Annotated in this window: 24 protein-coding genes; 8 read left to right on the forward strand and 16 right to left on the reverse strand. The window is 62.1% G+C overall.

The annotated features are described in order from the left end of the window. The 4 genes from EOA79_RS11165 to EOA79_RS11180 all read left to right on the forward strand — a co-directional run. Positions 1–702: cell division protein FtsZ (locus EOA79_RS11165; protein ID WP_128293017.1), on the forward strand; the 702-nt coding region annotated here is incomplete at its 5' end. Positions 703–1,200: 498 nt separating this feature from the next. Then, complete coding sequence (locus EOA79_RS11170; RefSeq protein WP_206639238.1) at positions 1,201–2,457, forward strand: hypothetical protein; 1,257 nt, start codon at positions 1,201–1,203, stop codon at positions 2,455–2,457. Positions 2,458–2,648: 191 nt separating this feature from the next. Beyond that, positions 2,649–3,479: an SIR2 family protein gene (locus EOA79_RS11175; RefSeq protein ID WP_095777407.1), complete on the forward strand. Its 831-nt coding sequence runs from the start codon at positions 2,649–2,651 to the stop codon at positions 3,477–3,479. Between the two features lie 97 nt (positions 3,480–3,576). After that, entirely contained in the window at positions 3,577–4,755 is a 1,179-nt protein-coding gene (locus EOA79_RS11180) for a beta-glucosidase (protein WP_095826075.1), read from the forward strand. Positions 4,756–4,764: 9 nt separating this feature from the next. Here the strand turns inward: EOA79_RS11180 and glf are convergent, their stop codons facing one another. Then, a complete protein-coding gene (glf, locus tag EOA79_RS11185; RefSeq protein ID WP_095826020.1) occupies positions 4,765–5,901 on the reverse strand; it encodes a UDP-galactopyranose mutase in 1,137 nt (378 codons plus the stop codon). A 2-nt stretch (positions 5,902–5,903) separates the two neighbouring features. Beyond that, positions 5,904–7,076 (reverse strand): glycosyltransferase, encoded by a 1,173-nt coding sequence (locus EOA79_RS11190; protein ID WP_095826019.1) that lies wholly within the window; start codon positions 7,074–7,076, stop codon positions 5,904–5,906. Between the two features lie 325 nt (positions 7,077–7,401). On the opposite strand from EOA79_RS11190, the gene EOA79_RS11195 reads away from it, so the two are divergent. Further along, positions 7,402–8,319, forward strand: coding sequence for a hypothetical protein (locus EOA79_RS11195; RefSeq protein WP_066993843.1), 918 nt, complete (start codon positions 7,402–7,404; stop codon positions 8,317–8,319). Between the two features lie 30 nt (positions 8,320–8,349). Here EOA79_RS11195 and EOA79_RS11200 read toward each other — a convergent pair whose 3' ends face one another. The 12 genes from EOA79_RS11200 to EOA79_RS11255 all read right to left on the reverse strand — a co-directional run bounded on the left by EOA79_RS11200 (position 8,350) and on the right by EOA79_RS11255 (position 19,946). Beyond that, the gene (locus EOA79_RS11200) at positions 8,350–8,766 is read right to left on the reverse strand and encodes a c-type cytochrome (RefSeq protein WP_066993840.1); all 417 of its coding nucleotides are present in this window, start codon (positions 8,764–8,766) and stop codon (positions 8,350–8,352) included. Next, positions 8,747–9,625 carry a cytochrome c oxidase assembly protein gene (locus tag EOA79_RS11205; protein WP_095777401.1) on the reverse strand — a complete coding sequence of 293 codons (879 nt, stop codon included), beginning with the start codon at positions 9,623–9,625 and terminating at the stop codon, positions 8,747–8,749. The genes EOA79_RS11200 and EOA79_RS11205 overlap by 20 nt, the downstream gene beginning before the upstream one ends. Further along, entirely contained in the window at positions 9,622–9,963 is a 342-nt protein-coding gene (locus EOA79_RS11210) for a hypothetical protein (protein ID WP_095826018.1), read from the reverse strand. Before EOA79_RS11210 ends, EOA79_RS11205 begins: the two co-directional genes overlap by 4 nt. Beyond that, positions 9,963–10,568 (reverse strand): cytochrome c oxidase subunit 3, encoded by a 606-nt coding sequence (locus EOA79_RS11215; RefSeq protein ID WP_095826017.1) that lies wholly within the window; start codon positions 10,566–10,568, stop codon positions 9,963–9,965. The genes EOA79_RS11210 and EOA79_RS11215 overlap by 1 nt, the downstream gene beginning before the upstream one ends. Beyond that, positions 10,565–12,541: a cytochrome c oxidase subunit I gene (gene ctaD, locus EOA79_RS11220; protein WP_095826016.1), complete on the reverse strand. Its 1,977-nt coding sequence runs from the start codon at positions 12,539–12,541 to the stop codon at positions 10,565–10,567. The genes EOA79_RS11215 and ctaD overlap by 4 nt, the downstream gene beginning before the upstream one ends. Continuing rightward, positions 12,538–13,551, reverse strand: a complete 1,014-nt coding sequence (coxB, locus tag EOA79_RS11225; protein WP_245322489.1) for a cytochrome c oxidase subunit II — start codon at positions 13,549–13,551, stop codon at positions 12,538–12,540. Before coxB ends, ctaD begins: the two co-directional genes overlap by 4 nt. Next, a complete protein-coding gene (locus EOA79_RS11230) occupies positions 13,548–14,081 on the reverse strand; it encodes a c-type cytochrome (RefSeq protein WP_095826015.1) in 534 nt (177 codons plus the stop codon). Before EOA79_RS11230 ends, coxB begins: the two co-directional genes overlap by 4 nt. After that, the gene (locus EOA79_RS11235) at positions 14,078–14,878 is read right to left on the reverse strand and encodes a substrate-binding domain-containing protein (RefSeq protein WP_245322488.1); all 801 of its coding nucleotides are present in this window, start codon (positions 14,876–14,878) and stop codon (positions 14,078–14,080) included. The genes EOA79_RS11230 and EOA79_RS11235 overlap by 4 nt, the downstream gene beginning before the upstream one ends. A 49-nt stretch (positions 14,879–14,927) precedes the next feature. Continuing rightward, a complete protein-coding gene (locus EOA79_RS11240; protein WP_348627448.1) occupies positions 14,928–16,679 on the reverse strand; it encodes a methanol/ethanol family PQQ-dependent dehydrogenase in 1,752 nt (583 codons plus the stop codon). Between the two features lie 125 nt (positions 16,680–16,804). Then, positions 16,805–17,587: a heme-binding protein gene (locus tag EOA79_RS11245; RefSeq protein WP_245322486.1), complete on the reverse strand. Its 783-nt coding sequence runs from the start codon at positions 17,585–17,587 to the stop codon at positions 16,805–16,807. A 463-nt stretch (positions 17,588–18,050) separates the two neighbouring features. Then, positions 18,051–18,455 carry a DUF982 domain-containing protein gene (locus EOA79_RS11250; RefSeq protein ID WP_095782978.1) on the reverse strand — a complete coding sequence of 135 codons (405 nt, stop codon included), beginning with the start codon at positions 18,453–18,455 and terminating at the stop codon, positions 18,051–18,053. A 240-nt stretch (positions 18,456–18,695) separates the two neighbouring features. Further along, positions 18,696–19,946: a phospholipase D-like domain-containing protein gene (locus EOA79_RS11255; protein WP_245322485.1), complete on the reverse strand. Its 1,251-nt coding sequence runs from the start codon at positions 19,944–19,946 to the stop codon at positions 18,696–18,698. 423 nt (positions 19,947–20,369) lie between these two features. Between EOA79_RS11255 and EOA79_RS11260 the strand changes: the two genes are divergently transcribed. Together EOA79_RS11260 and EOA79_RS11265 are read left to right on the forward strand one after the other, a co-directional pair. Continuing rightward, on the forward strand, positions 20,370–20,663 hold the full coding sequence (locus EOA79_RS11260; RefSeq protein WP_164748151.1) for a DUF768 domain-containing protein: 294 nt from the start codon (positions 20,370–20,372) through the stop codon (positions 20,661–20,663). Continuing rightward, positions 20,644–20,931 carry a hypothetical protein gene (locus EOA79_RS11265; RefSeq protein ID WP_066993818.1) on the forward strand — a complete coding sequence of 96 codons (288 nt, stop codon included), beginning with the start codon at positions 20,644–20,646 and terminating at the stop codon, positions 20,929–20,931. Before EOA79_RS11260 ends, EOA79_RS11265 begins: the two co-directional genes overlap by 20 nt. A gap of 28 nt (positions 20,932–20,959) precedes the next feature. Here the strand turns inward: EOA79_RS11265 and xth are convergent, their stop codons facing one another. Continuing rightward, entirely contained in the window at positions 20,960–21,748 is a 789-nt protein-coding gene (gene xth / locus EOA79_RS11270) for an exodeoxyribonuclease III (protein ID WP_095826011.1), read from the reverse strand. A 58-nt stretch (positions 21,749–21,806) separates the two neighbouring features. Next, entirely contained in the window at positions 21,807–22,016 is a 210-nt protein-coding gene (locus tag EOA79_RS11275; RefSeq protein WP_127334815.1) for a hypothetical protein, read from the reverse strand. Positions 22,017–23,427: 1,411 nt separating this feature from the next. On the opposite strand from EOA79_RS11275, the gene EOA79_RS11285 reads away from it, so the two are divergent. Beyond that, entirely contained in the window at positions 23,428–23,634 is a 207-nt protein-coding gene (locus EOA79_RS11285; RefSeq protein ID WP_066993806.1) for a hypothetical protein, read from the forward strand. Positions 23,635–24,214 lie beyond the last annotated feature (580 nt).

Genomic DNA, 24,214 nt, shown 5'->3' on the forward strand with positions numbered 1-24,214 from the left:
AGGTGTTTTATCACGGCGGGCATGGGAGGCGGCACCGGGACTGGCGCCGCGCCCGTCATTGCGCGTGCGGCGCGCGATGCCGGCATTTTGACGGTGGCCGTCGTTACCAAGCCTTTCACGTTCGAGGGCAAGCGCAGGTCTCAGGCCGCCGAAGAGGGCATAGAACGCCTTCGCGAAAGCGCCGACACCGTGATCGTCATCCCCAACCAGAACCTTTTCAGGGTCGCCGACGCCAGGACGACGTTTGCCGATGCCTTCGCTATGGCGGACCGTGTTCTCTACGCCGGTGTCGGCTGCATCACGGATCTCATCGTGAAGGAAGGCCTGATCAATCTCGATTTTGCTGACGTGAAGTCGGTGATGCGGGACATGGGCCGGGCGATGATGGGAACCGGTGAAGCCTCGGGGGAGGGCCGCGCAAGGGCGGCGGCCGAGGCAGCAATCGCCAACCCGCTGCTCGATGAGGCTTCCATGACGGGCGCCAGAGGCCTGCTGGTATCGATCTGCGGCGGCACGGACATGACGCTCTTCGAGGTCGACGAAGCCGCGACACGGATACGGGAAGAGGTCGACGCCGATGCCGATATTATCGTCGGCGCCATCTTCGACCAGGCGTTGGCCGGAAAGTTTCGGGTGTCGGTCGTCGCAACGGGTCTGCGGAAGAGCGAAGACATGCCGCAGCTTCAGCAGAGGATCGCCTGAAGCCGGCCTTCCTGGTTGGCGAGATCCCGCCGGCGAATCTCTACTCGTCGCTATGACTTGACTTGGTTGGCTTTCGGTGGCCTGCCCAGGCCCCTACGGCCGGGATGGTGGCGAGCGGATCCTAGCTAGGGTTTTCAGTCGAGCGAAGCTGGAGCAGATCAGCTGGCCATTCTTTAATAACGGGCCATTCTCTCGGCGATGAGGCCCGGGCGGGCTGCGATTTTTGCGCCGGCGCCGGTGAACATTTTTCCCCTGAGACAGTTTGGAGTGCCTTGGGGAATACCGGAAAGCCACTTGGACAACACGGGATTAACGGACAGCACGACCAGTGACGCGGAGCGCTTACTCGCTGTCCGGTCCGCGGGTCTGCAGTGGATCACGGTGGCCGGCTCATATTTCGCCACTGAGGACGGCGAGCCGTGGATGCCGATCGGGCAGAATGACGCGATAAGCTGGCCTGAGCTAAATGGGCTGTTCCGGCGCAAGGACATAGCCGGCGTGGAGGCTCACCTCCGCTGGCTTAAGCAAAGCGGCGTCACCTGCCTCAGGCTGATGCTGGAATATGCTCAGGTCCGCCACCGCTACTTCGAGCGGCCGATCGGTCGCTTCGTCCCTGCCATGGTGCGGCTGTGGGACGATCTTTTTCGTCTCTGTGAAAAGCACGGCTTGAGAATACTGCTCACCCCGTTCGATACATTTTGGCAGTGGCGGCACTGGCGTCATCACCCCTATAATCAGAGGAACGGCGGCGAGCTGGATCAGCCCTCGCGCTTTCTGGTCTGCACGGCCACGCGCCGCGCCATCAAGGCAAGGCTGGAATTCGCGGTGCGCAGATGGGGCGGCAGCGGCGCGCTCTTCGCTTGGGACCTCTGGAACGAGATCCATCCCGAGCAGGCCGAAGGCAGCGCCGACGATTTCGGCGACTTCATCCACGATCTCGGTGCTTTCGTTCGCCGGCTGGAGATTTCGCTCTACGGCCGCTCCCACCCGCAAACGGTTTCGCTCTTCGGACCGGAGCTTCGCTGGCGGGCGCACATGCCGCTCCGCGAACCCATCTTCCGGCATCCGGATCTCGACTTCGCCTCCCTCCACATCTACGAGGAGGGCACGATCGATCATCCCCGCGACACAGTGGCCCCGGCGCTCGGCCTGGGGCGGATCGTCGGCGAGGCCCTGGCCGAAACTCGCGATGGCCGGCCGTTCCTCGACAGCGAACATGGCCCGATCCATACCTTCAAGGACAAGAAGATCACGCTGCCGGAGCCGTTCGACGACGAATATTTCCGCCATATGCAATGGGCGCACCTGGCTGCCGGCGGTGCCGGTGGCGGCATGCGCTGGCCGAACCGTACGCCGCATGTGCTCACACCCGGCATGCGGCGGGCGCAGCGCTCGCTGGCGGGTTTCCTGCCGCTGATCGACTGGAGTCGGTTCCGACGTGTCCATCTCTGCGGCCGGGTGCGGGTTTCCCGCCCCGATGTCGCGGCGGTAGCCTGCGGCGACGATGCCCAGGCGGTGGCCTGGCTGGTGCACCGCGAAACGATCGGGCCCAACGGCATGCTGCAGGCCGACGTGCAAACCGAGCCCGTCATGATCGACCTGCCTGGGCTGGCTCCGGGTAGCTACCGCATAGTCGGCTGGGATACTGCGGCCGGCACGCAAGCGGCGGAATGGCGGGCGCAAGCGGACGGTAGGTTGAAGCTGGAGGTGCCACCGTTCGCGACCGATGTCGCGCTCGCGATCCGCCGATGCTGAGAGGGACCGAAGCCAGCCCGTCCGTCTCTGCTTTGCCTTGCTCGATGGCAGCTCCGAGACCTTGCCGAGACCGACCGGGAGTATCGGCGGTCTTCTACATTTTCGCGGCTGAGCGGGGAACACTTCATCCACCTTCGGGTTCGGAAGTTATGCGTCATGCGCCGCCCGCGGCAGCCCGCTCAGCTTCGGCAATGAACGAGGACCCGATTATTCCACTCGCGAAAGCGATCCGAGAGCGCAATGCGGTGCTCTTTGTCGGAGCTGGTGTTTCGATGAGCGTGGGGCTGCCTTCCTGGGAGAAGCTGATTGAGCGCATGGCGAGCGAACTCGGCCTGGATGGCGCGAGACCGCGTGATCGCTTCCAAACCCTGGCCGAGTATTACCGGATCAAGCATGGCAGCATCGGGCCGTTGCGTAGTTGGATGGACAGGCACTGGACCGTGACGAGGGAGAAGATTCGGGAGTCCGAACTGCATCGTCTGATCGTCGCGCTGGATTTTCCGGTGATCTACACCACCAACTATGACCGGAACCTCGAAGTCGCCTTTGAGATACACGGCCGCGCATATGTGAAGGTGGCAAATGCTAGGGATGTCTCGAAGGCTCGCCGGGACGTCGCTTGCATCGTGAAATTCCACGGCGACTTCGATGACGATTCCTCGCTGGTCCTTACGGAAACCGACTATCTCGATCGGTTATCCTTCGATTCGCCGCTCGATGTGCGGTTTCGTTCCGATGCGCTGGGCAGCACGGTTCTGTTCGTCGGCTATAGTCTCTCGGACCTGAACATCCGGCTGCTGTTGCATCGGCTTTGGCAGACATGGAACCGTTCGGGCTACGAGGCGGATCGGCCGCCGTCATACATTTTCATGGCGAGCCGAGACCCCGTCGAAGAAGCCGTGCTGGGGCGTTGGGGTATCTCCGTGCTCACAGGCGACAACGACGATCCGGAAGTCGGTCTCGTGAGTTTCCTCAGTCGGCTGGCCGAGGTTGTGAACGATCAGGAGATCACGCTGGGCTGAACGCCGTTCAGCACGCGGCAAGAACGAAGAATTTGCCCAACCCAAAGAGGGTTTCGGCCGTTGGTCGACCGTGCCGGCCAATGCAAGGAGTAGGAATGTGCCGCAAGCCGTTAGCCCAAACGTGAATCCGGCTGCCAGCGCGGTCACATTCGACAGTTTTTTCATGGGCGGTTTCGAATGCTCCTCGCACCGGCGAAAGGATGGCGTGCGTCTCGATCTCGTGCGGGCGACTGGCCATGATTCTCACGCAGAACGCGACTATCGCGGCTGCGCGAACCTTGGGCTCAGAACTGTTCGTGACGGGCTACGCTGGCACCTGATCGAGAAGGCGCCGGGCGTGTACGATTGGTCGAGTTGGGCGCCGATGATCGAAGCGGCAAATCTCGCCGGCGTTCAGGTCATCTGGGATGTCTTTCACTACGGAACCCCCGATTATCTTGACCAGGGCGGGAAGGAGCTGATCGAGCGCTATGCCGATTTCGCAGCGGAAGCTGTCCGGTTGCATCGGGCCGTCAGCGGGAAGCCTGCGCTCGTCTGCCCGATCAACGAGATATCGTTCTTCGCCTGGGCAGTCGAAGTGGGCTATTTTCCACCGGCCGGCCCAAGGCGAAGGGGTTGGTTCAAACGCCACCTCGTCAAGGCTGCCGTGCAAGGCATACGAGCCATGCGCCAAGCGGATCCAGAATGCCGGTTCATCTGGGCCGAGCCGCTTATTCACATCGCGCCGCGCGATCGAAGCCGCGCTGAAATGCGGGCGGCTGAAAAAGTCCGTCAAGGACAGTTCGAAGCGTACGACATGCTGATGGGGCGCGTCGAGCCGCAGCTTGGCGGCAGCGAAGATCTCATCGATGTCATCGGTCTGAATTTCTACCCGCACAATCAGTGGTACTTGCACGGGCCAACAATCCCGATGGGGCATCACGAATACCGGGCTCTGTCGGAAATGCTCGTCGAAGTCGCCCAGCGCTACCGACAGCCGATGTACATTGCAGAGACAGGTGCGGAGGGATCGGGGGGCCCGGCATGGCTTCACTATGTATGCGACGAGGTGCGGGAGGCTATGAACCAAGGCGCGCCCGTCGGGGGTATTTGCCTTTATCCGATCACGGCTTACCCGGGATGGGACAATTCACGCCACGCCGAAGTTGGCCTTTTCTCCGTCATCCATGCGGATGGATCGCGTCGCACCCGTCAGCCGATGGCCGATGAACTGGCGAGGCAGCAGAGGCTGTTTGGCCAGCATTCTCGATCCACGCAGCCTTGCATGCCGGAGTAGCAAGCGGCTTTAGCCCGGCACAGCCATTGCCGGCTGCAAGGCGCCTCCAATTGGGACCGTTTTCTGAATGCGGGCGAAAGTAGCCAGAGCCTGACCCACGACCTGGTCCATGTTGTAATAGCGGTACGTCGCAAGGCGTCCGACAAACCAGACATCCGGGCGACTGGCGGACAAGGCTTCATATTGCTTGTAGAGCGCTTCGTTTTCCGGCCGGGGCACCGGGTAATACGGATCGCCAATGTCGGTCGGGTATTCATAGGTGAGGCTTGTCCGGGCGTTCTTCTGACCGGTCAAATGCTTATACTCGGTGATCCGGGTGAAGTCCTCCGTTTGCGGATAGTTGACCACAGCGACCGGCTGGAACTGTTCACAGTCGACGGTCACGTGCTCGAAACGCAGTGAGCGATACGGCAGGCGGCCAAGTCTCCAGTCGAAGAATTCGTCGACAGGGCCGGTGTAGATCAGCTTGCGGAACGGAATCCGGTCCCGGACCTCACGATAATCCGTCTGCAGCATGATCTTGATATTGGGATGGTTGAGCATGCGCTCGAACATGCGCGTGTACCCGTTCGCGGGCATGTGCTGGAAACTGTCGCCGAAGTAGCGGTCGTCGCGGTTGGTCCTGGTCGGAACCCGGGCGGTTACCGATTTGCTAAGCTGGGAGGGGTCTACGCCCCATTGCTTCCTGGTGTAGCCGCGGAAGAATTTCTCATAGAGTTCCCGCCCGACAGTGCTGACCACGACGTCCTCGGCCGTGTGGACTTCCTCGATGGTCTCGCGGCGAGACGCGAAGAAGTCTTCCAGTTCCACCGGATCCAAATCGAGACCATAGAGGCGGTTGATCGTATCGAGATTGATGGGGATCGGGAGAAGCATTCCGTCGACCGCCGCCAGCACACGATGTTCATACGGCCGCCATGTCGTGAAGTGTGACAGATAATCCACGATGGACCGCGCATTTGTATGGAATATGTGCGGCCCGTAGCGGTGGATGAGGATGCCTGCTTCGTCGTAGCAGTCATAGGCGTTACCCCCGATGTGATTGCGGCGATCGATGAGGAGAACGCTTTCTCCCCGCTGCGAGGCAATCCGTTCGGCGAGAACGCTGCCGGCGAAGCCGGCGCCGACGATCAGCCAGTCGAACATGGTCAGGCGCTCCTGCGGAACGGGACGACCTTTTTCCGAGCACTGGCGTTCCTGATATGAGCGGCCATGCCATTCCATGTGCGCTTCCAGGACATGTCCCGGAGATAGGCATCGACCTGCTGAAGCCGCGCCTCGCGCGATTGGGTAAGGACGGATCGCAGCTTGATGTCGACGTCCTCGGCGTCCACTATGTCGACGAGCCCGGCTGCGCCGTAGGTTCGCACAACATCGACAATTGCTGTTGAAACCACCGGCAGGCCAGCGGCGAGGAACTCCGGCGTTTTTGTCGGGCTGATGAAGCGTGTGGCCTCGTTGAGCGCGAACGGCATCCAGCCGGCGTCCCAGTGGCGCAGATAATCTGGAAGATCGGCGTAGGCTTTCCCGCCGAGCCAATGCAGATTGCCCGCTGTCGGCAGGCTGCTCGGGTCGATCTTGACCACCGGACCGAGCATGACGAAATGCACGTCCGGCATGGCCTTGGAGGCCTGGGCCACGAGATCGATGTCGAGGCGCTCGTCGATGACGCCGAAGAAGCCCACCCGTGGATGAGGAATGCCGAATTGATCGGCCGGGTCCTTGCCGGGTGTCCTTGCCTTGTGGAAGTGGCTGACGTCGATGCTGCTCGGAAACGGATAGATGGCACGGTGCTGGCAGCGCTTCGCTTCAAAGAGGCTCAAGCCGCCGGTGAAGACCACGTCGGCGCGCCCGAAGAGGGCTCGCTCCATCATGGCCAGCTCGGTTGGCGCATTCTTGAACGCCGAAAGTTCGTCCATGCAGTCATAGACGCAGACATCGCAATTGATGTGCGCGCTGAAGCGTAGGGCCATGGGCGTGTAGTACCAGGCGGTCAGGTTAGTGTGCGGCGTCGAAGCGATGATCCGGTCGAGATATTTGCGCTGCACGGCATCAGCTCTGGCCGGGCTTGTGCCAATTGGAAGCAGAGGAGTCGCGACCCGAATTGCTGGCGCCACCTCTGAGAAACGCATCGAAGGATGCGAGCGCTCCTCGAAAACAGGTTCCTCGAAATAGATAATCTCATGTTCCTTCGCGGCCAAGGTAAGAATATGCTGTGGACGCTGATAGACAAAATTCCATCGTAAATGAGAGAAGCATATCAGTAAGTCTTGCGTCCTCGTGGTTCTTCTGCGAGTTGGTATTCTTATTGCCGCGTCCATACAAATTTTCCCTAGTGGCAGAACGGTGTATATTGCGATTAACATTTGTTAATCGCAGGCAGCGGAGGCGAGATCCACCTTTCCGTCTAACTTTCCTTCGAATAACTTGTTCCAGCCGCGAACCGTTAAAGCGGCGAAGGATCATGCCGCGGTGCTGCTGCCCCTTTGGGAGGTGGAGCCAAGATTCGCACGCAGGTTCTTGGGGACGGTCACTCGGTGGCCGTATTTCGGTAGCATGGGCAGCTAAGCTGTTCGACGGCTCCAACGATTCGCCTGGACCGGAGCCAAACGAGCCTCAAACGGCCGGCAATTGCTGGGGCAGGTGATGAAGATCGAGTTCGAGACGAATGTGTTCCCGCTCTTCCATCCGCAGGCGGTGGACGATCTCAAGGATCCATGCCCCGTCTTTGACGGCAGGCTTTGGCACGTCTTCGGCTCGAGCGGCACGGTAACAACCGAGAGCTGGAAGATACTTCACGCAACCGCGCCGGAGCTGCATGGTCCCTGGACGGAGCACGAGCCCATCGAGCTTCCTGTCACAGGATCGGGCGTTGCCGCGCCCGGTGTTGTCTACGAGCTCGGCGTCTTCCACATGTTCATCCAGACCGAGTTCATGAAGTCCGGCGGCCGCTGTGAGCACGCGGTGTCGAATGATGGCTTCAACTGGGTGGTGCTCAACCCGGCAATCCTGTCGATCCCTGGCACGGACGAAGATGGGATCTATGATCCGCATCCGGCGATCATCGGCGGCAAGCGCTACATCGTCTATTCCGGCATGCCGAAATTCAGTCGTGTGCCGCAACCCGATGTCTACCTGGCGCGCAGCCAGTCGGACTCGTGGTTCGGACCTTGGAAGCGGCTGGGCAGGATCCTCGACCATAGTGAGATCCCACACCACAATACGCGCGATGATCCCGACTACGAGTGGGGGATCGAAGGCGCCCAACTGGTCGAGCTCCCCGATGGCCGCGTGCTTCTCAACGCCACGTGCTTCCTTCCGCGGGGAGCGCGAGGAAGCCGACAACGCGTGTTTTTCGCCATCGCCGCCGAGGTTACCGGACCGTACGTTTCGATCGGTCCGGTTCTTGATCCAGGCGGGCCAGGAGAAAACGGTCACTCGACCGTCATGATCGAGGGCGAACAGCTCACGCTTTTTTATCAGAGCCGTGTCGCGGCGACGAACCATCGCTGGCGATATGGCCTCGCCAGATGCGATATCAGCGTCCTGTCGAAGGTTGCGTGACAGCCCGGGTTCCGGCGTGGCGGGGTTCAATCATTTCAAAGCATAGAGATAGGCCGCGATATCACGCGCCTGCTGCTCGGTGATCCTCGTCGATGGCATGGCGGTGTGCGGATTAATCTCTCTGGCGCCGCGTATCCAGCGGATCAGGTTCTCCGGATTGTTCGCCAGCACGCCGCCGATAATGACCCGGCCGGCGAGGCTGGCGTCGAGGCGCGGGCCGACCTGACCTTGCGCGCCCGGCACGCCAGGGATCGTATGGCAGCCGGAGCAGCCGTTCGCGGTCATGATCGGAATGGCGCGCGCGCCCACGCCGCCGGTTGCCGCATCCGACTCGTGCCGGACACGATCACGCCGGTCGGCCCATAAGGCCACGGCGGCGACGGCTACGGCAACTACGATCATGGCGGCGAGGGCGCCGGCGATCAGTCTAGCCAGATCGGAGCGCATGCGTCGCCTCCCTGGTTCCGCTCTTGCTTATCCAGAGGCCGGCGAGCAGCAAAGCGGCTCCGCCATAGATCAGGCCAGCCGGAACCCACATCACCAGACCCGCAAGCTGCTGGTCCTCGATCGGGCTTAAACCCCACAGCGCTGCGCCACCGGCATTTTCCGGATACCAGAGTTTGGGCGACAGCAGCAGCAGCACACCGAGCAGGCCGGTGTGCATCGAGGTGAAGAAGAGATGCATGACAGCGCTGCCATAGGCCTGCTGCCGACCGGAACGGGGCAGAAGCGCCCACCAGAACAGTAAGGCAGTGCCGAGGAAGCTCGCATGCTGGGTATAGTGCAGCACGCCCCGCTGCAGGGCTGCCTCGAACAGGAACGGGATGTGCCAGATCCAGATGGCGATCGCGTGGATGATTGTTGCGTTGAGAGGGCGGCTGGCGAAGGCCCAGACCGCCTGCAGCATCTTGCCATGCGTGAGCCTTCCCGTTCTCTGCCGAAACGCGACCGGTAATGCCCATACCAGGGCCGCGCCGGGGCGGGCTGCAACCAGCAGCGGAGCCGCCAGCGCCATCAGCAGCTCGTGCTCGATCATGTGAGCGGCAAAGACCCGCTCGCCGAGCGCATGGATCGGGCTGACCAGCGCTCCCGTCAGCACGCACCACCCTGCGGCGAACAGCAAGGTTTGTCGTATCCGCTCTGGTCGGCCTCGGCTGCTGCGGCGCCACAGCCGGTTGGCGCCGGTCGCATAGACCAGCGCGAGCGCGGCCAGCGGAAGCGTGATGGGAAGGGCAAGCGTCCACCCGGCCTCGGGCGCGCCGGCGCCGTAGCAGATCGAGGTCGAGAAGAACGCCTCGAAGCTCATCGCAGGCACTCGTCGAGGATGAGCGCGGCGCTGGCCTGCATGACGATGACGAGGGCAAACAGCAAAGCCGAAAGCATGCCGAGATCGGCGATGAATCGCTCGGTGCTGCGTGTACGCTCCGGTTTGAAGGCGGCGCCGCCTTGCCGCTTCGCCTGCCACGACAGGACGCCGCCGAGGAGCGAAAACACCATGAGCACCAGTGCGACGGGAAGCACCACCGGGACCTGGCGATTACATTGCCAGGGCACCAGCGCGTAATTCAGCTGCGTAGAGATGGCCCAGGCCAGAGGCCCCGACACAAGACCACCCCAGGACGTTCCCAAACGCAGCGCGCGCATCAGCCTAGCCTCGGGGCCCAGTAGATGAGCAGATAGATCGGGATCCAGGTCAAGACCACGAAATCCCAGTAGAAGACGTTGTCGCCGACGTCGCCGAAACGCCGGCCGCTATAGGCGTGGCGCGTGAACATCAGCACTGTCAGAACGATCGTGTCGCCGACATCGGTGATCAGATGGATGGTGTGCAGGCCGAGCAGCACCCAGAGCATCGAGCCATAAGCGTTGGTGTCCCAATAGATGTTCAGGGCCGGAAACTCGAACCAGCGCACGATGAGCGGCGCGCTGCCGAGCAGCGACATCACCACCATGCCGATCCGCACCGGCCCGATGGCGCATTGCTTGGCGTAGCGGTTGAGGAGGTGGTTCGGCACCAGGCTGACGATGAGAAGCAGCGTCACGATCGTTCCCGGCCAATGGTTGGGCTCCGGGGCGCTCAGACGCCAGTTGGGCCACAAGGTCGCCAGATACAGATAAGCGCCGGCCGCCAGCGCAAAGCCCATTCCTTCCAACGCCATGAAACCGAGCGTACCCCACCAAGTAGGGCTGCGCGGACCAAGCCCGAAGCTTGGCAGGCCCGACAGATCGACGGCGGGACGCTGCTTCATTCCTCGTCCTCCGGCGTATCTTTCGGCCAGAACCAGCCGATCAGGGTGATCGCGATCGGCGCGGCGCCCCAGACGATCGCCCAGGGCGTGAAGATCGAATACAGAAAGGTGCCGCCGACAGCGATCGCAGCGAACAAGGGCCAGATCGACGGCGTCGCCGATTTCTCGCGGATATCGGGATGCGCTTCCGCCACCGTCGAGATGAGGAGCTCGCGCACATCGACGCGAAGGCCGGTGGCGACGGGAAGGGCCTCGCGTTCGGCCCAGAGCGGCTCGACATTCGTGACGATTGGAATGCGCGCGAAATTATAGCTTGGAGGCGGCGAAGACGTGGCCCATTCCAGCGTGCCGGCATCCCAGGGATTGTCGCCGGCCGGCGCGCCTTTCAAGGCGCCATGCACGAGGTTGAAGGTGAACAGCACGAAGCTCAGGAAGAAGAGCACCGCGCCGCCGGTGATGAACAGGTTGATGTTCCCCCAGCCAAGCTCGGCCGGATAGGTATAGACCCTGCGCGGCATGCCCCACAGGCCGACAAGGTGCATCGGGAAGAAGGCCGCGTTGAAGCCGATGAAGGCCAGCCAGAAATGCCAGCGTCCGAGGCGCTCGCTCATCATGCGGCCGGTGATCTTGGGGAACCAGAAATAGGCGGCACCCAGCAGTGGGAAAACCGAGCCGCCGATCAGCACATAGTGGAAATGCGCGACGACGAAATAGGTGTCGTGCACCTGCAGGTCGAGCGGCACCGAGGCCAGCATGACACCGGTGAGACCGCCAATGACGAAGATGAAGAAGAAACCGAAGACGAAGAGCAACGGCGTGCGGATCACCGGTCTGCCGTCCCACAAGGTCGCCAGCCAGCAAAAGATCTGCACGCCGTTGGGAATGGCGATCAACATGCTGGATGCCGTGAAGAAGCTTGCACCGAGCTTCGGCAATCCCGTCGCGAACATGTGGTGGACCCAGAGACCGAACGACAGGAAGCCGACCGCCATCAACGACAGGACCAGCCCGAGATAGCCGAACGCCGGCCTTCGAGCGAAAGCGGGAATGATCGCGGAGACGATGCCTGTCGCCGGCAGGAAGATGATGTAGACCTCGGGGTGACCGAAGAACCAGAACAGGTGCTGGAACAGCAGGGCGTCGCCGCCCTCCGCTGGATTGAAAATATGCGTTCCGACCAGCCGGTCGAGGATCAGGAAGGTCGAGGTGATCATGACCGCCGGCATGGCGAAGACGACGACGAATGAGGTCACCAGCAACGCCCAGACATAGAGCGGGATCTTGTCCAGCGACATGCCTGCCGCACGCTGCTTCAATACGGTGACAACGGTCGCGACGGCGACCGCCAGCGATGAGACCTCGGTATAGGTGATCATCTGCGCCCACACGTCGGCGCGCTTGCCGGGACTGAATTCGGGACCTGACAGCGGCACATAGGCGAACCAGCCGACATCCGGCGCCATTGCAAGGGCGAAGGACACCCAGGCGAAGAGACCTCCCGAGACATAAATCCAGTAACTGAACGCGTTCAGGCGCGGAAAGGCGATGTTGCGGCTGCCGACCATCAGCGGCACCAGATAGATGCCGGTCGCCTGCACGATGGGCACGGCAAACAGGAACATCATGGTGACGCCATGCATGGTGAACAGCTGGTTGTAGAGGTCCGGCCCGATCAGGCCGCGTTGCGGTCCCGAAAGCTGGATGCGCATGGCGACGGCGCTCAGCCCGCCCAGGCACAGAAACCCGAATGCCGTGATCAGATAGCGCCTTGCGACGACCTTGTGATCAACGCTGGACAACGCGCCGATGATGCCGGGCGGCGTCCGCCATGTGCGCGCGAGCCAGCGGTGAAGGCTGGCATCGTCCATGCCGGTGTCGCGCGGCCCATCACGTTCGGGGGCAACGTCGCCCTTGGCAGTCGCCTTACGTTCCGGCGGCAGGTCGCGTTCGCTGGCCAGGTCCGCGCTGCTCATTTCAGGCCCTCGAGATAGGCGACGATCGCGTTGAGCTCGTCGCCATTGAGCTCGACCACCGGCATGTGGGAGCCGGGCTTGATGCCTTGCGGATCGGCTATCCAGGCGGCGAGATTGCCGCGGCTCATCCTCAAGGTTCCCGCGGCAAGTGTTTGCCGGCTGGCAATATGGGTGAGATCCGGAGCGACCGTTCCGCCCGCGGGCGTGCCGCCGATCTTGTGGCACATCACGCAGGGACGCTTGAGAAACAAGTCCGCGCCCGCCTTCGCCTCGTCGCCCGTCGGGGCCGCGGCCGGCTGCAGCTGGTCGTTCCACCAGGCGTCGAACTTTGCCCGCGGCTCGGCGATGATAAAGGTGCCCATGTTCGCATGCTGCGCGCCGCAGAACTCGGCGCACTGGCCGCGATAGGTTCCGGGCTTGTCCGCCTTGATATCCAGCACGTTCATGTGACCGGGGATGAGGTCGAGCTTGCCGGCCAGACTTGGGATCCAGAAGGAATGGATCACATCGGTCGAGGTCAGAAGAAGCCGCACCGGTTCGCCGGCGGGGATGTGGATTTCGTTCGCCGTCGTCAGGATGCGGCTCGGCGTGGCATCCTCATAGCGCACCTCCCACCACCACTGGTGCCCGGTCACCCGAATGGTGAGCGCAGCGTTCGAGCCGATTGCCGCAAGCGTCCTGTTGGCCAAGAAGCTGAGCAGGGTCAGCCCGACCAGCGTCGCTGCGGTCAGCCCGACAGCGATGACCACAACGCGCAATTTGCGATGGTCGGCGCTGGCGTCGAGCATCAGCGGCTCGGTGCGCCTGGGTGGCCGCATCAACAGCGGTGCGGCGAGAGCGATCATCACCAGCACCCACACTACCGAGCAAAGCCCTATGAAGAACCAGATCAGCCATGCCAACTCGTTCGCCGCGGGGCCTTTCGGGTCGAGGGCCGATTGCCAGCCCGCGCATCCCTGGAGAGAAAGGACGCTTGCCGCGGCAAACGCCATCGAGGCGAGGCCTTTCACGGCGACTTCCCCAGCGTGGCGGCATCCGGCATGCGGTTTTCCGACGGATGGGGCATCATGTCGTCATTTCGCTGTGGCGCAGCGGAAGAGGGCGCGTTGCCGCTTAGCGAACGCACGAAGGCCGCCAGTTCCCAGATCTGATCGTCGGGGATCTTGTTGCGGAAGCTCGGCATCCCGTTCGGACGTCCGTCGCGGATGGTGGCGTGAATGCTTTCCATCGAGCTGCCATAGATCCATTTCTGGTCCATCAGCGCCGGGCCCATGCCGCCGCCGCCATTGGCGTGGCATCCCGAACAGTTGAACCAGCCGAACAGGCGCTTGCCCTCGCTGAGATGAAAGGCGTTCGCCTCGAAGCTCGCCGCCTTGTTGTTGCTGGCGGAGGGCCTTTGGCCGCCAGGTTCCAGCGTAGTCACGGGCGTCGGCTGCCCGCCGGAGCCGAGCGAAGATTGCGGGCGCGTGTCCCGCTCCTCGCGCTGGCATGCCGCCAAGGCGAGCGTCACGGACAGCAGCGTCGCGAGACCCAGCCTCATCGCACCGGGCTCCCGGCGATGTCGAGAAGCGGAACGCCATATTGCGTCAGAACCGCGTCGATCTCGGCCTTGTGCCTGGCGAGCGCGCTATTCACATCGCCGCGCAGTCGCTCGTCCTCGCGCCGAACGCCCATCGAGATGTCGTACATCAGTGGCAGTTGCGGTCCATCGATGCGAGGTGTGACCGGCGTGATCCGGAGCGGCACCTTTTGCTTCGTAGCGAAGTAACCGGCGAGCGGGCCCCAGACCACGGCGACGTCGACCTCGCCGCTCGCGACAGCTTCCACAATGCGCGCCGCGGGGTTGGGAGCGGAATAGTCGCCGTAGACCGGGTAGCCGACGAGATGTCCGACAATGCCGCGACGGCCGAGCGCCTGGACCGGCGGCGAATTGGCGCCGTCATCGCCGATGAGCTGAACGCCGATGCGCATGTCGCGCAGCCGTGGATCGTTAAAGGACGTTACGTCCGGTCCATCCTGTCGTGCGACAAAGACGTAGGAGGATCTGTAGTAGGGCGAGGTGGTGCGTAGCATTTCGACATTTGCCGGCGTTCCGAGCACCAGATCGCAAAGCCCCGCTTTCAGCGTGTTGCGAACGAAGCCGCGGCGCTGCGCCCACCAGGTGTAGGTAAGCTTCGCGCCAAGGTCGGCCGCAACGATCTCGGCGATCTTGTTCTCGAAGCCTTCGCCGCTGGCGTCGGAGAACGGCATGTTGTTGGGATCGGCGCAGGCGCGCAGTTCCCGCGCATCCGCCGCGCCGGCCAGAACCAGCCAGACCAACGCGACGAGACCGGCCACGAGGGCCCGCGGGGCGGATCTTTTCGCCAGTGCCGTCGGTTTGAATGCATCAAGGCAGTCGGAACACATAGAGCGTGCCTCCCGCCGTTGTCGTGTTTTTCAAGTCCTTCATCGCGTTGACGAAACCGAGCGCAGCAGTGGCATCGCGCGGGTCGAGATCGCCCGAGACGATGGCGCCGGCCCAGCCGCCGACGCCGGACAGGATCGCGACATATTGGTGTCCGTCGGGGCCGCGATAAGTCACCGGCTGGCCGATGATGCCGGAGGAGGTCTTGAACTGCCAAAGCAGTTCGCCGGTCTTCGCGCTGACGGCCTTGAACCAGCCTTCCATGGTTCCGTAGAAGACGATATCGCCGGCGGTTACGACCGCGCCGCTCCATACCGGGAAGTTTTCCTTGAGGCTCCAGGCCGGTTTCTCCGCGGCGATATCCCACGCGGTGAAGGCCCCGCGATTGCCGCCGGGGCCCGGAATCATGCGCACGTTCATTCCGACATAGGGTGTGCCGGCGATGTAGTTCACCTCGACGCCTTGTTCGTCCATGCACAGATTGTTGTGCGGGATGTAGAGCAGGCCCGTCTTCGGCGAGAAGGCGGAAGGCTGCCAGTCCTTGAGGCCCGAGGCGGTCGGGCAGATGTCGCGGACGACCTTGCCGGTCCCGGTCTTCTTGTCGGGGTTTGCCATCAGCCTGCCCGTCTTGAGATCCACACCCTTGCTGGAGTTGACGGGGCCATAGGGTTTTGCGGACAGGACCTCGCCGGTGGTGCGATCAAGGACGTAGAGATAGCCGTTGCGCTCCGGCCGGACCAGCACCTTGCGCGGCTTGCCCTGCCAGTTCATGTCGAGCAGGATCTGCTCATTGATGCCGTCATAGTCGTGCAGATCGTGCGGCGTCCACTGATAGAACCATTTGGCCGCTCCGGTATCGGGATCGCGGGCAAAAATGCCCGATGTCCATTTGTTGTCGCCGGGGCGCAGGTCAGGGTTCCAGGGGCCTGGATTGCCGGTGCCGTGGAAGATCAGATTGAGATCGGGATCATACGAGATCCAGCCCCACATATTGCCGCCGCCGATCTTCCAGGCCTCCGGCGGCCAGGTCGTCACACCGAGGTCCCTGCCCTTGTCCATGTCGTAATGCGGCTTGAAATCCGGGCCGATCAGCACCTCCTTGTCGGGACCCGTGCTGTAAGCCGTCCAGACGACATGGCCATCGCCGGCGTCGAGCGCCTTGACCCAGCCGCGTACGCCCATCTCGCCGCCCGAATTGCCGACGAGCACTTTGCCCTTCACCACCAGCGGCGCCATGGTGAGGGTCTCGCCGACATTGATGTTGCCGATATGGGTGTTCCAGATCGGCTGGCCGGAGTTCGCATCGAGCGCGATCGTGTGGCCGTCCAGCGTGTTGAAGAAGATGCGCCCGTCGGTGAAGGCGGCGCCGCGATTGACGACGTCGCAGCACGCCACCCCTTGTGCCGCGGGCTCGGGATTGGGTTCGTATTTCCACTTGATCGGTGCGCCAGGTTTGGAGAGGTCGAGCGCGTAGACGATGTTGGGAAAGGGCGTCACGATATACATCGTGCTGCCGACCACCAGCGGTGCCGCTTCCTGGCCCTTGTTCACGCCGGTCGAGAAGGTGAAGGCGACCTGCAGGTTCTTGACGTTGCCTGCATTGATTTCCGCGAGCTCGCTATAGCGGGTCGAGGCGTAGTTCTTGGCTGGCATCGTCCATTGGCCGTCGTCGGGCGGGGCGGCGGAGGCCGGCGGCGAGATCGCAGGCGTCGAGGGCGACTCCGAGGCGGCCATCAGAACTGGGAGACAGGCCAGCATCATCGCCCCAACAATGCTTAATCCCGCATATTGCCGCGCAGCCCGGGTGAGGCGAGCGCGTCCGGACTGCGCACACCTCGCCGTCAGCTGTCGCGCTGCCTTCATTTCGGGACCGAGCCTCCGACGCTGGCGCCCAGTTCGGCGGCTATGTCGGCCTCGCGCCCGGCGCAAAGCGGATGACCCCAGCCGGATGCGCTTTTGCCGCCTGGGTCGAGGTCGTAGATGATGGCGTCCTTGCGGTTGGGATTGACGCCTGCCGGAACCTTGTCGAGGCCGAGCGCTGCGCGGACGCGCCAGGCGACGTTGTGGTCGGCGCAGGAGGAATCGCCGCTGACCCCGAGGCCGCCGACGATCGCCTTGCCGTCGTACAGGGCCAGGCCTCCGCCGAACACCACCACGCCTCCGATCGGTTTGCCGATCAGCGGGTCATTGGGGCTGCCGAATGTCTTGGCGTCGCCGGCGTAAGCCGCCGCCTGATTGACGGGGTTGGTGGCCTGCAGGCCGAACAGCGGCCCGCCTGGTTGCACGCCGGCATAAAGATTGGCGGTCGACAGGGCCATATTCGCCAGGCTGAGCCCGTTGGCCGTGTTGGCCTTCTCGGCCGCGACCAGCCGGCTGCCGGGCCATTGCGCGTCCACGGTAGGGCCGCTGAAGGCGACGGCGCAGACCGTACCGTCACGGGCAACGATCGCGGCCCATTCATTGCTTTCGAAGCCGCCATTTGCCGGCCCGCCACTCGCCTTGACATTGGCCTTCAAGGCCGACAGCAGTTTGTCGTGATCGGTCGGGCAGGGCGCTTGCGCCCAAGCGGGATTGTGTGGCAGCACCGCGATGGCCAAGAGCAGGAGGCCAAGAGCGGCCGACGGACACTGGCGGAAATGCATGGCGCTTCGGAACACCTTGTTCAACGCGGACAACAAGGGAAAACAGAAATCTGGCGGCAGAAACTCCGGTCTCGCCGTTCTGCAAGCTGATCCTGCTCTTGCTGCGCGAAACCGAACGGACAACGAGCCCCTTTGTTCCTGCTGCCCAGAAAGGGACTGCAAGAATTGCGTGTGGCAGGTGCATCCATATCGAAGTCCGGCCCAACAGCACCAAGGACCTGGCGGTGCCATCACCGCTCCTGGGAGGCGGCCAGCGTTCCTCGATTGCTGCAGCCGTCAACAGCAGGAGGTACGCGGCTGCTTGGTCTTGCGACATGTGCAGTAGAGGAACCAGCTGTGCCGCCCTGCGTTGGACGGGCAATGGAGCAGCTTCGTTCAGATTTCGCGCCGATCGCACAGCCCGGTTACTGGCTGGCCCTGCTGCTTTTGTTGCTTCCCTATGGGGTCGGCGTGTTCTTCCTCATCAGGACGTGCCACTGCCTGTGACTTGATCCGCTGCCTCGGCGGCGTCGAGCTCGAGGCAAGGCGCGCTCGCGCAAATCCCGGTCTGGATCGCCCAGCTGACGAACACTTTCCTGGCCGCGGCGACCGGCCCGCGGCCATCATATGCCGCGCAGCAAGCGTCGCTGGCCAAACCGTGCAGGCGGCACCGCTTCTCGAACGGCCACTCCTCCAGGAATTCGATGGCGTCCATCGCGCAACGGATTTTCCTCACGCCAAATGGCACGTCATCAACAAGGACAGGTTCAGCGAACACATCAGTGCTCATCGCGCCTGGTTCTGCCGCGCCGTGGTCGTGACCATAGTTGTCGCTTTGCCGAGAAATCAAAGCACGCCCAACGGGCTCCCCGAAGACATTTGGGCCCATGACCTTCCTCCGCTTGATGCGCCAATCGCCGGCAGGCCAAACAGATGCTCAGCAAGGTGTTGGGCATGTGCCGGCGGCGCTGAGGTGAAATATTGGAAGCGCGATTTTCGGCGTCAAGAGCCGCCCCGTGGCGGCCGACCCTGGCTCACCTGGGGTGGGTTGGCAACTCCGCCGATCTGGGTGACGGGCGGCCGAAGAGACAAGCAGCGGCTGGTGTTTGCGTTCGGCTCCATGGGCTGACTAGAGCTGCGCGTGGAGCGTGCTGGCCAGCCAATCGGTGAACTTTTCGCGCATGGGACGCGATCTCCATTCGGCAAGGCTGATCTGCCTCGAGCGCTTCAGATCTTCGTTGAACAAGTCGATCTGCGTTCGTGCGAATTCCTTGCCATAGACGTTGAGCGTGGCCTCATCGTTCAAACGCAAAGACCGCTGGTCCAGGTTGGTGGAACCGAAGCTCGCCCAGACGTCGTCCACGATCAGCAGTTTGGGGTGATACATCGTGGGCTGAAACTCGTAGATCCGCACCCCGGCCTCGAGCAATTTGCCCCAGAAATAGCGCGAAGCTTTGCGGACGATCGGAACATCCGTCAGGGAATTGGGAACGATCACATCGACGGCGACGCCTCTTTTTCTGGCGTCCAATATCTGCTGCAGGGCGATGTCGTCCGGGACGAAATAGGCCATGCCGATGCGCAGGTGGTCTTTGGCCGCGGCTATGGCGGCCAGCATCATCAGCTCCATGTTTTCGGAGCCGTTCGGCTGCGAAGAAAGGATCAGCTGGGCACGGAGCGCACCCGCGGCTTCGGGCGGCAGGTAGAAGTTCTCGCCCTGCAACGTCTCGCCCACTGTTTCCAGCCAGTTCTCGGCGAAGGCCGCCTGGAACCCGGGCACAGCAGGCCCTTCGATCTGGTAGTGCGTGTCGCGCCACTCATTGGGGTTGCGCGCATCTCCCAGCCAGTTGTCCGCGATGCCGACCCCGCCTGTGAAGGCGACCCGCCCGTCCACAATGAGCAGCTTGCGATGCGTCCGGTTGTTGACGCGGTCGAGCGTGTACCAGTGGATCGGCCGATAGCGCTCGAACCGAACGCCAGCACTCGTCATGATTTGGATCAGCTTCTCATCGAAGGGAAGACTGCCAAGCCAATCGACGAGCACGCGCACTTCGACACCCTCTCGGGCTTTCGCAGCCAAAGACGTGGCGAACTCGTAGCCGACCGAGCCCGACCAATAGATGTAGGTTTCCATGTTGATGGTCTTTCGGGCCGAACGGATCGCTTGCAGCATGGCGGGAAAAATCTCGTCGCCGTTGACGAGGGTCTGCACGGCGTTCGCCTCGAACATCTGCCCCTGCGAATAGCTGCTCATGCTCCTTGCGAATTGCGGATCTGCCGCATCGAAACGGTGCGGCACGATGGTGCGGATGACACGGGTCTCGGGGATCAAGTTGATCGCGAGCAGCGTGACCAGACTGGCGACAAGCGCGACGGCCAAATACTTGAGGCTGCTGAGCAGTCTCCGCCGGTTCCGACCAAATCTCACCTTTCACGCGCCCGCTGGAGGCGCCAGGGTGGCCGCCCCATACCAATTCAGACTTTGCCGATCGAAAACGACACACAGTGCTGCGTAGGCCAGCAGCACCAGGAATGCGGCGGGACGGGACGCTAAAGTCCCGATTGAGGTGAGGAAACTCGTTATCGGGTGATTTGCCATGCTCAAGAACTGTTGATCCTGACGCAGGTTCCAGCCTTGACCCGGGAGTCTGAAGTGCAAGCCTGAAGCTATAACAACTTTCGACCACGCCTGCATCCTTCGCAGGCAATCGGCGTTGAAGAAGGATCCTAGAGGGCGGGTTTAGACATGGACACGAAGCCAACTGACGCTGACACGGTTTCCGCTCAGGAACCGGATATCATCGTGAACAAGACCGCACATTTCGTCGGGGAATGGATCGACGAGCACAAGGCGGAAGCCGCAGCTGCAATCCCGGCCGAAATCGCCGCCGAGAAGCTCGCCGAACAATGCATCGCCGATGCCGAAGGCCTGGGAATACTGGCTGAGGATATCGGCGACGAAGTCGGCGATCTCAAGCAATACATCGCGGAAACAGTGCTCGGAGACGAAACTTCCAGCAATGGCAAGATTGAGAGCCCGCCCGATCCGCTCCCGGCGGCGCCGAATGGAGAAACCAATGCCGAAGTTCCGTTTTGAGTTCATCGAAAGTACGGCGCAGCCGGCCATCCAGGTCGACATGGAAAATTTGGATGCCGCCAAGGCCGAGGCGAAACGCGCGGCTAAGGAGGCGATGCTCGATGGGATTGTCGAAGGCGTCGACCCGACATCGTGGGTTACGAGAATCTACGACGAAGCGGGGTATCTGGTCGCCACGATCGGATTCCAGGACCTTGTGGCCGCGCCCCAAGCTGTCGGACAAGCCCACGAACAGACCGATGAGCCCGGCGTGATACGCTCGGGCTGATGCCGCTCCTGGGCAGGCCATCGGAACCTCAGTCGAGCTTTCCAGGCCAGGTCAGCTCGATCCACGCCGGGGCATGATCGCTTGGCCTTTCCAAAGCTCTTACCGCAGCATCGACGCCCGCCCCTCGCAGCCGGTTTGAAAGTGCCGGACTGATCAGGAGATGGTCCATTCGCAGGCCGGAGCTCCGGTCATAACCGCCCCGGTAGGAGAAGTTCCAGTAGGTGTAGACCCTCTTCTCGGGATGGATCTGCCGAACCGCATCCGTCCAGCCCATCTTCAGCAAATCGGCGTAAGCGTCACGACTCTGCGGGAAAAACACTGCATCGCCCAACCAGCGCGCCGGCACCACCGCATCAATCAGGGTTGGCACCACGTTGTAATCGCCGCACAGGACCGTTTCCTCTTTAAGCAAGGTCTGGGAATAGCTGATCAAACGCTGGAACCACGCGAGCTTGTAATCGAATTTAGGTCCAGGCGCGGGATTGCCGTTCGGCAGATAGATGCAGCCGATCACCAGCCCATCCACCTCGGCCTCGATGTAGCGGCTGTGCGTATCGTCCGGGTCGCCTGGCAGTCCGCGCCTGCGCTCCTGCGGCTGTTTCCCACGGGCCAGAATCGCTACGCCGTTGTAAGATTTCTGCCCATGCCAGACGGCGCAGTAGCCAGCCTGCCGGATCGCCTCGGCAGGGAACTTCTCATCGGATGTCTTGAGCTCCTGCAGGCAGACGATGTCATAGCCGGTTTCGCCAAGCCATTTCAGGAGGACCGGCAATCGCCCATTGACGCCATTTACGTTGAAAGTAGCGATCCTGGTCATCCGGTTATCTTGGCCGATGATCTCTCCGGGCAGTCACCCCGATACTTGGTTTGGAATACTAGCTGTCTTTCTTGTAGGATTTGGCGGCCTCATCGATCTTGCGCCAATCGTTTCCGTGACGTCGCACCAGCTCCCGCGCCTGAGCCGGCGAGATGTTTTGCGTTACCACGATATGGTTCACTTCCGTTTCTTCGCCTTTCAGCGGGCGCGAACGTGGCCTTCTGGGCCGGCTCGCCGCTGTTTCATCTGCATCACGTCGTCTCGCCATGGGCTGACCTCTCCTGATCCGGATTAACCGTCGAATGCCGGGAAGGTTTCCGCTCGCGGTTCCTCGAGCAGTTCGGCTTGTCTCGGCTGTGTGGCTTGAACCCAAGGAACTTGCGCGGCGTTCCTTGCGAGCAGAGCTAGCAAGCGCAATCCGATGGAAAAATCCGAAGCCCATTTTGAACCGCAGAAGCCTCGTGGTGCCGAAGCGCGCTTCCCGTACGATCGAGCGGCAGTTGAGCGGTTCCAGCTTGCGTTTCCGCGCGCGAGGTGGAACGACGAGCTCAGGAGCTGGTTCGTGCCCGGAAAAACGGCGGCGCGGCGGATCGAGCGCTGGCTGGCACAGGAGACAGCGGCTCGCGCAGCCCATGACGACAGTAAGGGGCGGGATGCCTTCGCCTTCGATCCACTGTCGAGCCACTATCTGGAAGTCGCGGACGACCTGCGCATTCGCGCGCCTTATTCGAAGACCGTGCTGGAGGACTGCGAGCGGTTCCATGGGCGAGTTGGGACGACGAACTGCGGGTCTGGCGGGTGCCTTTTCGCGCTTATGAGGAGCTGCGGCGCCGTTGGCCAAGCATCGAAAGAGCCGCCCAGCGCGCCGAGCCGGAGGAGAGGAAACGCCGGCGGGAGGCTGGTAAACACTCCGATGAGCACAAGGCCGCCAGGCTGCGCCATGCCGAACGCAGGCGCCGGCGCTATCCGGTTCCAGCCGAAGACCTGCCTCCGCTCGGTCGCGCCGTGGCGACGGTGCAATATGACGTTGTTGTCTTCACCGGGATTTCAGGCGAGCTCGCCGACCCCTCTGAGCTGGCGCCGTTCTACCCACAGTCGATGGAGACCGGCTTCGGCGCCGTTTGGGCGAGGTGGCGGCCGCCGACCTTGGCTGAACTGATCAAGACATGGCCGGCGCGGCGTCCTGCCGGATCAGCGGAACGATCGAGAGGGTGGTGGCGGCCGACGCTTGGCGAACTCAGAATCGCTCGCCGAAAGGCGAAAAGCCTGGAGCGGAGAAAACGTTCGCGAAGTGCCGATTGATATTCTTGGGTCTTTGATGGCTGTCACATGACAAGCGAGACGGGCCGCCGCCAAGGCTCGCGTACCCGACGTTCAGGTGGAATGTCACAGGCCGAAAAGGAATTTCGGGTGCGATTTCAGCCCCGCGGGACCGGCATCCCCGCAGCCAAGCACGCGAGCTCATCGACTTGATCAGCATCGACGCAGCTTCGCTTCTTCGGCAGGCGCGCCTTCTCAAGAAGACGTAACCGCTCAGGCGCGATTTTCATCACGGCCTCATTTGTTAGCGCGCGACTTGCCGGAGAGGCGTATCACCCCTTTGTCGTTCGTACCGAGTAGTGAGGCAAGCGGACGCTTGAAAGCGGTATCGTGCTTTCGCCCCTGGCTAGGAGGCACGCATGTCCCTGCATGGTGTTTTGGATTCCACCCAACTTGAAATCCTCTCAAAAGCTGTCCATCGCTATTGTTCAAGGCATGGACTTGAGAGCGAGGAAGACCGCCAGTTGGTCGCCATGAGGGCCATGAGCCTTTTCGGCCAGGGCACAACTGACCTTGACCGGCTGTCCGCGAGACTGGAAAAGCTCGAAGAACCTGGGCACGGCTAAACCGGCTGGCAAGCGTGCAGCCGTAACAGCTCCAGCGCAGCGCTCCTAATCCCGCCAAATTGCGCCATCGCTAGCAAAAAGATCGCCAACACCAGCTGCTTGCTGCAGCGTAGAAGCTTCGGCGAAAGCGAATGCGGGGAGAAGAGGGTGATGGTGCCAGAGGCGGATTCGAAGCGAAGGAAATCTGGCTTTGTTTCCAAATAGTTGACGCCCACACAAGAGCAGGGATAGCCAACAAAAATACCAACAAAATATTTCTGTGGATTGGTTCGGTTCCCGGAAATCGCTCTATTCGCTCAATGCCATCGCATCCCAACCTTATCTCAGAAGCGGAGCGTTGAGCAAGTCGCAGGTCCGCTGCTGCCTCCAATTTCCCCGAGATCTGATCGCCCTTACCACTTGAAGATGGCGGCGAGAGCGTCTTTCGACTTGACGCTTACGTCCTTGAAAATATTGAACTTTTCGCGGCATTTGTTACACAGTCTGTTACACGGCTACAGCGTTAATTTAAGCTCTCGGCATCTGAGCTCGCGCGCCCGAGCATCGACCTAATCCGATACTGGCTCGGGGCATCGTTGCT

Origin of the sequence: Mesorhizobium sp. M1A.F.Ca.IN.020.03.2.1 (genome assembly GCF_004023205.1) — a bacterium.
Classification (GTDB): Bacteria; Pseudomonadota; Alphaproteobacteria; order Rhizobiales; family Rhizobiaceae; genus Mesorhizobium.

Excerpts from the sequence above, each read along its gene's own strand:
- EOA79_RS11265 (WP_066993818.1), top strand. The coding sequence starts at position 20,644 with ATGCCGAAGTTCCGTTTTGAGTTCATCGAAAGTACGGCGCAGCCGGCC.
- EOA79_RS11230 (WP_095826015.1), bottom strand. The coding sequence starts at position 14,081 with ATGAGGCTGGGTCTCGCGACGCTGCTGTCCGTGACGCTCGCCTTGGCG.
- EOA79_RS11190 (WP_095826019.1), bottom strand. The coding sequence starts at position 7,076 with ATGGACGCGGCAATAAGAATACCAACTCGCAGAAGAACCACGAGGACG.
- EOA79_RS11275 (WP_127334815.1), bottom strand. The coding sequence starts at position 22,016 with ATGGCGAGACGACGTGATGCAGATGAAACAGCGGCGAGCCGGCCCAGA.
- xth (WP_095826011.1), bottom strand. The coding sequence starts at position 21,748 with ATGACCAGGATCGCTACTTTCAACGTAAATGGCGTCAATGGGCGATTG.
- glf (WP_095826020.1), bottom strand. The coding sequence starts at position 5,901 with ATGTTCGACTGGCTGATCGTCGGCGCCGGCTTCGCCGGCAGCGTTCTC.
- EOA79_RS11215 (WP_095826017.1), bottom strand. The coding sequence starts at position 10,568 with ATGAAGCAGCGTCCCGCCGTCGATCTGTCGGGCCTGCCAAGCTTCGGG.
- EOA79_RS11240 (WP_348627448.1), bottom strand. The coding sequence starts at position 16,679 with ATGGCCGCCTCGGAGTCGCCCTCGACGCCTGCGATCTCGCCGCCGGCC.
- ctaD (WP_095826016.1), bottom strand. The coding sequence starts at position 12,541 with ATGAGCAGCGCGGACCTGGCCAGCGAACGCGACCTGCCGCCGGAACGT.
- EOA79_RS11245 (WP_245322486.1), bottom strand. The coding sequence starts at position 17,587 with ATGCATTTCCGCCAGTGTCCGTCGGCCGCTCTTGGCCTCCTGCTCTTG.
- EOA79_RS11175 (WP_095777407.1), top strand. The coding sequence starts at position 2,649 with ATGAACGAGGACCCGATTATTCCACTCGCGAAAGCGATCCGAGAGCGC.
- EOA79_RS11285 (WP_066993806.1), top strand. The coding sequence starts at position 23,428 with ATGTCCCTGCATGGTGTTTTGGATTCCACCCAACTTGAAATCCTCTCA.
- EOA79_RS11195 (WP_066993843.1), top strand. The coding sequence starts at position 7,402 with ATGAAGATCGAGTTCGAGACGAATGTGTTCCCGCTCTTCCATCCGCAG.
- EOA79_RS11205 (WP_095777401.1), bottom strand. The coding sequence starts at position 9,625 with ATGAGCTTCGAGGCGTTCTTCTCGACCTCGATCTGCTACGGCGCCGGC.
- EOA79_RS11250 (WP_095782978.1), bottom strand. The coding sequence starts at position 18,455 with ATGGGCCCAAATGTCTTCGGGGAGCCCGTTGGGCGTGCTTTGATTTCT.
- EOA79_RS11200 (WP_066993840.1), bottom strand. The coding sequence starts at position 8,766 with ATGCGCTCCGATCTGGCTAGACTGATCGCCGGCGCCCTCGCCGCCATG.
- EOA79_RS11210 (WP_095826018.1), bottom strand. The coding sequence starts at position 9,963 with ATGCGCGCGCTGCGTTTGGGAACGTCCTGGGGTGGTCTTGTGTCGGGG.